The organism is Alkalitalea saponilacus (assembly GCF_900168165.1).
Taxonomy (GTDB): domain Bacteria; phylum Bacteroidota; class Bacteroidia; order Bacteroidales; family Marinilabiliaceae; genus Natronoflexus; species Natronoflexus saponilacus.
This window is the reverse complement of the sequence record NZ_FUYV01000017.1, coordinates 1-11,439: the sequence shown is the minus strand read 5'-3', so window position 1 is coordinate 11,439 and position 11,439 is coordinate 1. Positions and strand designations below refer to the sequence as shown.

The following is an 11,439-nucleotide window of genomic DNA, read 5'->3' as shown; positions in this document are numbered from 1 at the left end:
TTAAAGTTGATAGTTGGGAGTTGATAGTTGATGGAGTTGATAGTTGGGAGTTAAAGAACCCAAAACCATGAACTATGAACCAAAAACACTGAACTATGAACTATGAACCATCAACTAAAAACACTGAACACTGCTAACTGAACACTGCTAACTGAACACTGCTAACTGAACACTGAATATGATAACAGAAGTAAAAGTTCCAACACCCGGCGAATCAATATCTGAAGTTGAACTATCATCCTGGCTGGTGTCCGACGGAGATTTAGTGCGGAAGAATCAGGATTTGGCAGAGATAGAGTCTGACAAAGCCACCTTGTCGTTAACCGCTCCTGAATCCGGAAAAATTGAACTTTTAGCATCCGAAGGCGATGTGGTAAAGGTAAATTCCGTTGTTTGCAAAATCGACACCTCTGTTGAAGTTCCTGAAGAAATAAATGGCGATGAAGATGAAGCTGAGGAAAATCTGAAAGCCGAAGAAAAGGAGAAAGCTCCGGTAGCCGACGAGTCCGGACAAACTGTTTCGACGAATGAATCGCAACCAGATTCAGACGTAAAGTTAACACCTTTGGCCCGCAAAAAGATGGAGGCAGAAGGGTTGAATCTGAATGATGTGTTGGCAGGTTTAAAAAAGCTAACAACAAAAGAGATTGATAAAGTTATTGATTTACAGGATGCCGATGGTCAATTAATATCCTCAGGAGGTGAAGTGTCGCGCGATGTAGAGCGAAAGCGAATGACTCAATTGCGAAAACAATTGAGCAAGCGGCTGGTGCAGGTTAAAAACGAAACGGCCATGCTCACAACTTTCAACGAGGTAGATATGTCTGCGCTGATGGATTTACGCAAAAAACACCAGGGAGCTTTTGTTGAAAAGTATGGTTTTAAAATCGGGTTGATATCATTCTTTTTAAAGGCTTCGGCTTACGCATTAAAAATGCACCCAATGGTAAACAGTATGATTGATGAGGAGGAGATCGTGACTCCCAATTATGTTGATATCTCTGTGGCAGTGCAATCCCCAAAAGGACTTATGGTTCCGGTAATCAGAAATGTTGATTCTTTATCGTTGGCACAAATAGAGTCAGCACTGAAAGAATTAGCTGAAAAAGCCAGAACAGGAAAAGTTTCGCTGGAAGAGATGACCGGCGGCACATTTACACTGACCAATGGGGGTGTTTTTGGCTCCATGCTCTCCACTCCGCTGATTAATCCACCGCAATCTGCCATCATTGGAATGCATAACATTGTTGAGCGACCGGTGGCTGTAAACGGAAAGGTTGAAATCAGGCCAATGATGTATGTGGCGTTGAGCTATGACCACCGCATCATTGACGGGAAAGATTCTGTGGGATTTTTGGTGGATGTTAAAAAAATGATTGAAAATCCGTTATCTATGTTGCTTGGAGGAAAAAGTGCAGAGGAAGCTTTGTTAGGGTTGTAGGTTTATTGGGTGAAATTGATTATTTTTATTTCCTTTTAATATACCACAATGATAAATAATAAACTGACCCCAAAAATGGTGCGAACGCACCATTTTTTAATTACACTGCTATTCCTGATTTTTGTATCAGGAAACCTTTATTCTCAGGAGCTTCGAGAGCGACTTGAGACGCATGTTACCATATTGGCAGCAGATAGTCTCGAGGGTCGCGGACTGGGAACCAGGGGTAAAGATATAGCAAGGGATTACATCCGGAATCAATTTGCTGAAATCGGGCTGACTTCATTCAAAGAAGATTATTTCCACCATTTTGAGTTTAGAAGTACAAGTGGAGTTATAGCAAATATATACGGTACCAATGTGGTTGGTTTTCTGAAAGGTCATGATTCAAAACTAAAGGATGAGTACATCGTAATTGGTGCGCACTACGACCATTTAGGATATGAAATGCGAGGAGATGAGCGGGTTATTTTTCCCGGTGCCGACGATAACGCATCTGGAGTGTCTCTAATGCTCGAAATGGCCAGGTATTTTGCCACCAACCCTGAAAGTCATGGAAGGAGCCTTATATTCGTGGCTTTTGACGCCGAAGAGAGTGGCCTGATTGGCTCACGCTGGTTTATTGAAGATGAGAGATTTGCATCCAAAGATATAAAAACCATGTTTAGTCTTGATATGGTTGGAATGTACCGCAGCAATGAAGGATTAAATTTAAAAGGTATAGGTTCCATTGCCGGAGGTGAAGAGTTGGCAGGATACCTTGCAGGAAATCACAACCTGATACTCAGGAAACAGGGTTCTCGCATTGAGGAACGGACAGATACCTGGTATTTTGGCTTGGCCGGAATACCTTCTGTTCATGTTCATACTGGTCCACACTCGCCTTATCATCAACCTGGAGATTTAGCCCATCTTCTTCAATATGAAGAGATGGCAAAGGTGAAAAACTTTACAGTAGATTTGGTTAAGATTCTCTCATTTCAGGAATCCATTGAGCCTTCCGGTAGTTTTCTTGCTCAGTCGGGAAACGTTCGTTTTGATTTTGGCGCTGTCGCCATGTTAGGAAGAAGCCGACACTTATACCCCGATGAGTTTTTCACAGCCGATGATGTGTTTGGATTTGGTGCAGGTTTTTTTCTGAGAATTCACATGGGGCAGAAAATTGTTGTTCAACCTGAAGTGCTATATGATTATAATGGAAGTAAATCGCCGGAAGGCTCTTTTCGCAGACATTCTGTGATGCTTCCATTAAATATACAGTATAATTTAATGAGTATGCATGGTGGTATCTTTCGCATGTATCCTTTTGCGGGTGGTTATTATCAACACCATTTTAATGGGAAAAACGGAGGTGAAACCATTGATTTTTCAACATACTACAAAGACCATGAATGGGGATTTCAGTATGGACTTGGAATTGATATGTTGAAATTTCACTTAGGCTTTGTTTATCATCAGGCATTAACTGGTGTTGCTGATGATGATCTTCTTAAGATACGAAGCAGCAGCAACCGTTTTAGAATTGGTTACCGCTTCTAATATTCTTCCACAACAACTACCTGATTCTGTTAAGACTTCTTACCAGTGCTTCATCTTTGCCAATGGCACGCATGGCCATTACAATAAAAATCAATGAGATTAAAGGCGCAATGATAGGCCATTTAAAGGCAAGTTCAGCGCCTAATTCGTTGGCAGATGTTTTTCCAACGAAATAAATCATGGCTGAAATTCCTATGAGTAACCCGATTGCAAGGCCGCAAATACGTATTTGAAGAATTCTGTTTTTGAACATGAAAATCGAAACCAGAATCACTACGGTTGTCACTGTTATTAACAAAGTTAAAGCAAGGCTATTGATGGCAGTTTCGCTGGTAGTAATATCTGTTACGCCTTTAAATGTAAGAATGTAATTATCTGTTACAGATGCAAGCTCGGCCATATTCACAAAAAATAAAATGGCAGTAAGTGTAAGGGCAATTAATAAGTATACCGTTTGAATCCGTTGTATCATCTCTTTTTTTTGCAAAAATAGAAAGAAAAAATGAATCGCATCCTAACAAAAGTGATTTTGTATAGTTGCCAGCCTGGTTGTATTCTTTTGATTTATGCACGGTGATGAATTTGATCCGTTTTTTTTGGATTGTATGTTTCAGGATATTAGTGTGATATGGTTTGTTGGGAAGTTTCAGATTGATTGATATTAACAAAATGTATTGTTTTGTTAATATTGTTTTCTCTTATTTTTCAAAAGAAATTAACAACCATGTTGATAACTTATGTTTTGTAAATTATTGAATTTTTATTAAATTGAATAATGGGATTGTTTTAATTCTCTTAATTTTGTGAAGTCGAATGCAGTATTTGACTCAAAGGTTGCTTTCAGAACCCTTTGTCGATTTAAATGAAAGATGTTATAAATGGAAAGAATAGCAGAGTCAGAGTTGATCATTAATCCAGATGGATCGGTATTTCATTTACATATTAAGCCCGGTGAATTAAGTGACAGGGTTATACTTGTTGGAGACCCGGGCAGAGTGGAGAGTGTTGCTGCCTTCTTTGACAAAGTTGATTTTGAAGGCGGCAATCGTGAGTTTGTATGGAAAACCGGGGTTTACCAAGGTAAATCTTTTACTGTACTTTCATCCGGAATAGGAACTGATAATATTGATATAGTTCTGAATGAACTGGATGCGCTTGTAAATGTAGATTTTTCCACCAGAATACCCAAAAAAGAGCATAAGTCATTAAAGATTGTCAGAATTGGCACGTCCGGTTCCCTTCAGGCTGATTTACCGGTTGACACTTGGTTGTTGAGCGAAAAGGCCATCGGATTTGACGGATTGCTTAATTTTTATGAACGTCGGGATGAGGTTAGTGATTTGAAATTTGAAGAGTCCTTTGTTAAATCAGTGGGCTTTCAGAACAACCTTTCAGCACCCTATGTTGTTAATGGAGAGGATGAACTGTTGAAGCAATTGGACTCAAATGCTGTCATAAAAGGGGTCACCATTTCGGCACCCGGATTTTATGGACCGCAGGGACGGGTTATTCGTTTGCCATTGGCCATGAAGGATATCAATGAACGCATCACAGCATTTCGCTACAATGATTTCAGGATAACCAATTATGAAATGGAGTGTTCGGCCATATATGGATTATCTGCCTTGTTGGGGCATCAGGCTGCCACAGTTTGTGCCATCATTGCTAACAGGTTGGCAGGAACTTATAGTAAAGATTACAAAGTTGTAGTTAATCGTTTAATTGAATATGTGTTAAATGCTTTAGCCAAATAGAACGTTTTCTTTCCGTTTTATTAACTACATGTTTTAAGAATATGGATAAGAATAAAATTCAGGCACTTATAACTCTACTTGATGATCCTAATGAGGAGATATTCAGTACCGTTGAAGGAGAGCTTTTAAAGGAGGAGGTCGATATAATTCCTGATCTTGAAAAAGCCTGGGAGACGACCTTTGACTCTAAGCACCAAAAACGTCTCGAAAACCTGATTCATAATATCCAGTTTAAAAATGTAAAAAGCGGTTTTCGAAGCTGGCTTGCCAATTCAGAGGATGATCTTTTGTACGGAGCTTATCTCGTATCAAAATATCAATACCCTGAATTGACTTATCAGTCAATTAACGATAAAATTAACCAGCTGCGCAAGGACGTGTGGTTGGAGTTAAATGATCACCTAACAGCGCTTGAGAAAGTTCGCATAATCAATCATATACTTTTTGATGTTCACGGGTACACGCGTAACAACAGTAACTTTATGGCACCACAAAATTCCTTAATCTGTGATGTGCTGGATACGCGAAAGGGTAACCCTATTTCACTCTCAGTAATATATTCTGTTATTGCATTGCGATTAGGAATTCCGGTTTACGGAGTAAACCTTCCGAAGAATTTTATTCTGGCTTATCTTGATGATGCAGCTGACTTAAATACCATTGCACAGGAAACGGAAATGTCGGTTCTTTTCTATATAAATCCCATTAACAAAGGAGCTGTTTTGGGTAGAAAGGAAATTGAGTTTTTTGTAAAACAACAAAAACTTGAACCAAAGGTCAATTACTTTTTGCCATGTAGCAACAAGGATATTGTTCAACGTATGCTGAACAATATATATTATGCCTACGAAACTTCAGGTCACAAGGAAAAAGCCGCTGAAATTCAGGAATTGTTATCTCTTTTTGGTAATATTTCCGGATGATCAATTAGCACTCCAAAAGGATTCCTTCTTGATATGATTTACGCGGTTCTCAATATGTTTAATCAATAAATGATTCATTCCGGAAAGTGGTTCCTCGTTTTCGTTGTTTGCGCTCAAAATGTTTTCATAATAAATTAGAGCTTCTTCCTTATTATTGAACCAATTGTCATACAAATCAGCCAAAAAATAATGAAAACGATAATCATTTGGAATGGTAATGATGGCCTGTTTGTATATCTCAATTGCAGTGTTATGCTCGTTGATATCGGTATAACTTTCTCCTAAATGTTGGTAGGCTGTGGCCAAAAGAGCAGGAGAAGGTGTTATTATCCCGATTAGTTCATGTAGTTGATGAATGGCTGACTCAGATTTTCCGGTATATATGTATGACAGCGCAAGCAACAGACAAATGTTGCTGTTGTTTTCAGCTTCCAGAAATGCCTTTTCCAAAAAAGGAATGGCTCCTGCATAATCATCTGATTTGAAAAGAGACATCCCTGTATATTGCAGCACATGCAGGCTGGAATCTCCAAGTGTTAAGCATCTTTCATATCTAAGAATTGCCTTTTTGTAATTTCCTGTAATGAATTGCAGTTGACCATTTAATCTTAATACGCGGAGATTGTTGTTATTAATGTTTAAATATCTGTCTGATGTAGCTAGTGCCTTCTTCACCTGGTCATTTCTTCGGTAAATGTTTGTAAGCCTCAGAACAACGGTGTAATCATGAGGATTTTGATTTAATGATAACTCATAATAGTAAATGGCGGAATCGGGCTGATTCATGTTTTCATATATTCTTCCCAATTGTTTATTTAGATGGTGCGTGGAGTGAGTTTTTCGGCATTTTATGTAATGTGGTTTTGCTTCTGAAAACTGGTTGTTATTGAACAATGCGTCGGCAAGCCTCTGCCTGATGTATAAGTTTTGAGGGTCTAATCGGATTGCTTTACCGAAGAATGAAATTGCATTGCTGTAGTTGTACATTGACATATAACCATTGGCCAATTCCAGAATGTAATAAACATTTGTGCTGTCCTGACTGTATAGTTGTTGCTGGAATTTGATGGCTTCTTCAAATCTGTTTGTGTTTCTGAGTGCCCTGATTTTAAGATGAAGCAATCCTGATTCTAATGATTCTGCGAGTTTGATTTGCTCCAATGCTTCATCATATTTGTGCTCAGCAATAAGTTTTGTAATTACCTCATAGTTTGATGCTGACATTTGCTTTGGCATTGCCAGAAGCATTAGTATTATGAATAATTTTAGCATGGGATTTCTTTTTGGGTTAGTATTGTATTCTTATGAAGAGGTTGCCCGATAAAAATCCCATTGTGTTCATATCTATAAAAACATGAGAATAGAATTTATCAGGCAACTTCTACCTTTGCCGGGTTTGGGTTTGTTTTGTTACTCTTCCTAGTTAAGGACAAAGTTTATGGGAACTGTGTAACTTACGGCCACTGTTATGTTTCTTTGTTTTCCAGGTTGCCAGCTAGGCATTTTACGGACTACCCTGTGTGCTTCATTATCAAGTAAAGGATGAACTCCACGTAGTATCTTAACATTGTCTATTTCACCTTCTTTAGTGATGACGAATTGAACATATACGCGCCCTTGAATTCCTTCTTCAGCTGCCTGAATAGGGTAGCTTACGTTGTCTCTTAGGTAGTTTTGAAGTGCTTCGATCCCTCCAGGGAATACAGGCATTTCTTCTACCACCATAAAAACTTGCTCTCCATCACTGCTGCGAATTGTTTCTCTTGGAAGATTAGCTCTTTGATCATCAGTCAGGTTTCGATAAAAATCAGCCAGCGTGTTACCAAAATCCTGAGTCCGGGTGTTTATCTCAACTACCCCATTTTTCCCAAGATTTCCGAATTTCTCAAGGGCAGACTCATCTTTATAAATTTGAATAGAGGCTATCATATCTGGAGTCAGTACTTTGTTTAAAACCTCCTCATGGACGTCTGTAATGACACCGTCAATGAAATAAATAACCCCCTCTTCATGTGGAGGGATTGTGGAGGAAGAGTGCTCCCCTTTTTCGATAGAACCATAGTTGTCATCCAGTTTTGTGCATGCAAATACTGCAACCAGAATGGCCGGAATAATCCATAGGAATTTTAATTTTTGTAAAGCTGTTGTCGTTTTTTGGGTCATCATGATAAATCTTTTTTTGTTGAGTGAATAGCAGAACATATTACCCAAACGTATGGCTTCACCGCCAATCATCTGGTTAATGAGAACCGCTCTGTAAATTGCCGGATTACTGCAGTTTTGTATTGCGTGATTATCTGCAAGATATTCGTGGTTTTGGCGAACAAAGTGACCATATAGCCATGCAATAGGGTTAAACCAAAGCAACAAACGGACAATTTCGGAGAGCATCAGGTCAATACAATGATATTGCTTAATATGCTCCGCCTCGTGTCTCACAATTTCTTTTATATCGCTTTTATTAGCAGAGGGATTAATAAAAATATAAGCGAAGAATGAAAACGGGGCAGGGTATCGGTTTGATTCTATAACTGTAAAGTTATTGACGTAAGTTTGTGGTGAAACAACAATTTCTTTAAGTAGAATGTAGGTTTGATAGAGAAGCCTGGAACTAAATGTCAGCAGACCTATGGCAAACAGTACCGGTAAAATGAACACCCAATTTAGGCGTCTGGTGATATCTTCAGTGATGACTTCTCCTGCAACTAATTCCCCAACAATCACCTGTTCGGTATATGTTGACGAATCAACTAACAGTGTTGGATAGGAAAATGTGAAGAAGGGTAATATGATAGAGGCCAATATTCCTGCAATCAGGAATATTCGGTTTGCAAAGAATAGTCGTTGGTTGCGTAAAAATAGATAATAGACCAAGGCGAAGGCTGAGAGCCACAGCGACGATTTCAAAAGATAGAGGATTAAAGCATTCATAACGGATTGGTTTAAGTTTCTGTTTTTTATTCTTCAGAATTCTTCATTGATTTTTTAATTTCTTTTTTAGTCTGTTCCAACAGCTCTTCGAGCTCTTGAACTGAGAGATCTGTTTCTTTGGCAAAGAAGGAGGCCAGAGCAGGGAATGAATTGTTAAAGTAGTTTTTCATCAAACCCAACAGCTGTTTTTTTGAATAATCTTCTTTTTTGGTAAGAGGAAAATAGACGTGAACGTTGCCATAAGTTTTATGATCAACATGTCCTTTCTTTTCTAATATGCGGATAATGGTCGAAACGGTGTTGCGTGCAGGTTTTGGATCCGGAAACTCATTTCTGATGTCCTTGACTGCACCTTCCTGTAATCGCCAAAGAATCTGCATTATTTGTTCTTCTGCGTTGGTTAACTGCATTTTTTTTCTTGTTTATTAAATGTAACATCAAAATAACGACTAAGAAATTAGTCAGTCAATAGGGGAGGTGTTAAAAATAACTAAATAATTAGTCGGTGTGTTTGTTTGTAATTGAACTGAGTATATGAGAATGGATTCTTCAGTGCAACATATTACCCTATGAGCACCGATCTGAAATACAGATAAGTTAACTAGTATTCCTTATGGTAAGATTTTGTTGTCCCGTTTTGAGATGAACCACCAAAAGGGGTGTTGTTAATTTTATTGCAGATGTTGATTATGGATATGTGAAAAAACGTACGCAGCAATCTTCCTCCACTTTGCTAAAGTACATTCAATATTGTTTGAATTAATAACTTTTCGTCAATGGGTTTAGAGATATAACCATCAAAACCTGCCTGTAGTATTCTTTTTTTGTCGAATTCTGTGGCATAGGCAGTTTGCGCAATGATTGGGATATTTAATCCATGTTGGCGGATAGTATTTGTAGCTTCAAATCCATCCATGAATGGCATTTTAATATCCATTAAAATCAAATCAATGGATGAACTTTGGTTTAATGTCATGTCAATGGCTTCTTGGCCATTGGTCGCACGAAATAATTCAGCAACATATAGTCTGAGAATTTCAACGAGAAATTCCATGTTAATAAAGTCATCCTCAACAATAAGGACTTTTAGTCGGCACAACTGTTCTGATGTCCCCATATAACTCTCATTCATATATTATGCATCTCTCCTTTATTGCATTATTCATTATTAGCGGGAATTCTGAAATGAAAAACCGAACCTCTACCAGGTTCACTCTCTAATGATATTGTCCCGCCGAGTACTTCAATATACGCTTTTGATATGGGAAGTCCAAGCCCAATACCTTCGTGTCCTCTCGAAAGCTCTGTATTAGCTTGAATAAATCTCTCAAATATTGCTTCATGCATTTCTTTTGGAATACCTATTCCTGAATCTTTAATATAAAAATTAACGAAGTCAGTATCTTTGGTGCATTCGATAATTATAGAGCCTGAGTAACTAAATTTTATGGCGTTATCAACCAGATTTGATAGTATTTTACTTAGTTTGTCGTAATCTGAATGAATGGTTTTAAATGATGGAGGCAAATGATTTTTTATTTCAATTGAGAGTTTTCTCTCTTCTGCAAAGTTTTCATGTAGTTGCATAATTTCCATCAACAGATTATTGATGCTAAAGTCCGTTCGATGCAAAAGTATTTGACCGGTTTCAATTTTTGAGATATCGACCAAAGCATTGATGGTGTTCATCATTCGTATCCCCGATAATTCAATCATTTCAACATAATATGCATAGCTGCTTGGGTCGTCCGGTTTCCTTTTTAATAACTGTGTAAATCCGAGAATTCCATTCATCGGCGTTCTGATCTCATGTGATAAGTTTTGAAGGAAAGCGGTTTTTAATTGGTCGCTCTCCTCAGCTTTTTCCTTGGCTTTTTGTAACTCTACTGTTCTTGCTCTTACTTCGGTTTCTAAGGATGTATTTAATGTTTTAAGCTGCTCCAAACTATGTTTTAATGTTAGATGGGTTTCCACCCTCATAATTAGTTCCTGGTGATCGAAGGGCTTGATGATATAATCCTGTGCACCAACCCTGAACCCTTCAATTATGCTTTCCCGGTCGCTCTGAGCAGTAAGAAAGAGTACCGGAAGGTTTGCAAGTTCTGGGTTATTTCTGATTTTCTTGCAAACTTCGAAACCGTCCATTCCCGGCATGTGGATGTCAAGTAACACTAGGTCGTATCGATTTTTATCCAGTAAATCCAACGCCTCTAAACCATTCATAGCTTGATCGAACGGATAGCCTTCCAGACTTAAGGATTTATTCAGTAGGGTGAGGTTTACCTTGCTGTCATCAACAATTAGTATTTTGCTCTTGGTTTTGTTCATTGGTTTTGGGGTTATGTTTTATAAGTAACAACCTGTATTTATCAGTTACTCTTAATAAATGGTAGAGATATAGACATTTAATATAGATATAATTACGATATTATGTGATGTTTTGTTGATGGAATTTTGTTAACTGTTTAGTTTTTATTGACCAATGAATCTTTTTTTGTTGTATATGGGTTTTAAATTAAAACATGAGTCCACTCCGAAAAGTGATTTTATTTATAATGTATTATATATCAAATAATTAGTTGCGTATTTCAATCATTTTGTGTATCTTAGTTGCATCATAAAAAGAGCCATAAATGTTTAAAAAATCATCAGAATCAGGTCAGCTAAATATATTTACGTCGTCCAAATCTTTGTTTTCTGGCAATTCGCTTAAGATGTACGAAGATAAACAGGCATGGCATAATCAGTTCCGTAAACAGATCACCATGCGAATTGATGAAAATATCTTCCGACCTTTATATTGCAAGGATAACGGCACCCCTAATGCTCCTATACGCATACTGGTTGCAAT

At 37.9% G+C, this 11,439-nt stretch carries 11 protein-coding genes; 5 read left to right on the top strand and 6 right to left on the bottom strand.

Annotated elements, in window-relative coordinates; all coding sequences use genetic code 11:
* Nucleotides 1-178 precede the first annotated feature (178 nt).
* Both odhB and B5X70_RS13260 read left to right on the top strand, forming a co-directional pair.
* A complete protein-coding gene (gene odhB, locus B5X70_RS13265; protein ID WP_079558393.1) occupies nt 179-1,441 on the top strand; it encodes a 2-oxoglutarate dehydrogenase complex dihydrolipoyllysine-residue succinyltransferase in 1,263 nt (420 codons plus the stop codon).
* Nucleotides 1,442-1,489: 48 nt separating this feature from the next.
* Nucleotides 1,490-2,980 carry a M20/M25/M40 family metallo-hydrolase gene (locus B5X70_RS13260; RefSeq protein WP_079558392.1) on the top strand — a complete coding sequence of 497 codons (1,491 nt, stop codon included), beginning with the start codon at nt 1,490-1,492 and terminating at the stop codon, nt 2,978-2,980.
* 16 nt (nt 2,981-2,996) lie between these two features.
* On the opposite strand, the gene B5X70_RS13255 is transcribed toward B5X70_RS13260, so the two are convergent.
* Nucleotides 2,997-3,452, bottom strand: coding sequence for a DUF4293 domain-containing protein (locus B5X70_RS13255; protein WP_079558391.1), 456 nt, complete (start codon nt 3,450-3,452; stop codon nt 2,997-2,999).
* A gap of 406 nt (nt 3,453-3,858) precedes the next feature.
* Between B5X70_RS13255 and B5X70_RS13250 the strand changes: the two genes are divergently transcribed.
* Nucleotides 3,859-4,734, top strand: a complete 876-nt coding sequence (locus B5X70_RS13250; RefSeq protein ID WP_079558390.1) for a nucleoside phosphorylase — start codon at nt 3,859-3,861, stop codon at nt 4,732-4,734.
* A 41-nt stretch (nt 4,735-4,775) separates the two neighbouring features.
* On the top strand, nt 4,776-5,657 hold the full coding sequence (locus B5X70_RS13245) for a transglutaminase-like domain-containing protein (protein ID WP_079558389.1): 882 nt from the start codon (nt 4,776-4,778) through the stop codon (nt 5,655-5,657).
* Here B5X70_RS13245 and B5X70_RS13240 read toward each other — a convergent pair whose 3' ends face one another.
* The 5 genes from B5X70_RS13240 to B5X70_RS18385 form a co-directional block, all read right to left on the bottom strand.
* Complete coding sequence (locus B5X70_RS13240) at nt 5,658-6,929, bottom strand: tetratricopeptide repeat protein (RefSeq protein ID WP_079558388.1); 1,272 nt, start codon at nt 6,927-6,929, stop codon at nt 5,658-5,660.
* Nucleotides 6,930-7,076: 147 nt separating this feature from the next.
* Complete coding sequence (locus tag B5X70_RS13235) at nt 7,077-8,588, bottom strand: M56 family metallopeptidase (protein ID WP_079558387.1); 1,512 nt, start codon at nt 8,586-8,588, stop codon at nt 7,077-7,079.
* Between the two features lie 26 nt (nt 8,589-8,614).
* Nucleotides 8,615-8,998, bottom strand: coding sequence for a BlaI/MecI/CopY family transcriptional regulator (locus B5X70_RS13230; protein ID WP_079558386.1), 384 nt, complete (start codon nt 8,996-8,998; stop codon nt 8,615-8,617).
* Between the two features lie 323 nt (nt 8,999-9,321).
* Complete coding sequence (locus B5X70_RS13225) at nt 9,322-9,705, bottom strand: response regulator (protein ID WP_079558479.1); 384 nt, start codon at nt 9,703-9,705, stop codon at nt 9,322-9,324.
* Nucleotides 9,706-9,746: 41 nt separating this feature from the next.
* Nucleotides 9,747-10,916: a hybrid sensor histidine kinase/response regulator gene (locus B5X70_RS18385; RefSeq protein ID WP_079558385.1), complete on the bottom strand. Its 1,170-nt coding sequence runs from the start codon at nt 10,914-10,916 to the stop codon at nt 9,747-9,749.
* A 305-nt stretch (nt 10,917-11,221) separates the two neighbouring features.
* Between B5X70_RS18385 and B5X70_RS13215 the strand changes: the two genes are divergently transcribed.
* Nucleotides 11,222-11,439, top strand: a 218-nt coding sequence (locus tag B5X70_RS13215; RefSeq protein WP_200812616.1) for a hypothetical protein, incomplete at its 3' end; no start/stop codon positions are given.

What these genes read in the sequence shown, in the direction of transcription:
- odhB (WP_079558393.1), top strand. Translation starts at nt 179, where the DNA reads ATGATAACAGAAGTAAAAGTTCCAACACCCGGCGAATCAATATCTGAA.
- B5X70_RS13260 (WP_079558392.1), top strand. Translation starts at nt 1,490, where the DNA reads ATGATAAATAATAAACTGACCCCAAAAATGGTGCGAACGCACCATTTT.
- B5X70_RS13255 (WP_079558391.1), bottom strand. Translation starts at nt 3,452, where the DNA reads ATGATACAACGGATTCAAACGGTATACTTATTAATTGCCCTTACACTT.
- B5X70_RS13250 (WP_079558390.1), top strand. Translation starts at nt 3,859, where the DNA reads ATGGAAAGAATAGCAGAGTCAGAGTTGATCATTAATCCAGATGGATCG.
- B5X70_RS13245 (WP_079558389.1), top strand. Translation starts at nt 4,776, where the DNA reads ATGGATAAGAATAAAATTCAGGCACTTATAACTCTACTTGATGATCCT.
- B5X70_RS13240 (WP_079558388.1), bottom strand. Translation starts at nt 6,929, where the DNA reads ATGCTAAAATTATTCATAATACTAATGCTTCTGGCAATGCCAAAGCAA.
- B5X70_RS13235 (WP_079558387.1), bottom strand. Translation starts at nt 8,588, where the DNA reads ATGAATGCTTTAATCCTCTATCTTTTGAAATCGTCGCTGTGGCTCTCA.
- B5X70_RS13230 (WP_079558386.1), bottom strand. Translation starts at nt 8,998, where the DNA reads ATGCAGTTAACCAACGCAGAAGAACAAATAATGCAGATTCTTTGGCGA.
- B5X70_RS13225 (WP_079558479.1), bottom strand. Translation starts at nt 9,705, where the DNA reads ATGGGGACATCAGAACAGTTGTGCCGACTAAAAGTCCTTATTGTTGAG.
- B5X70_RS18385 (WP_079558385.1), bottom strand. Translation starts at nt 10,916, where the DNA reads ATGAACAAAACCAAGAGCAAAATACTAATTGTTGATGACAGCAAGGTA.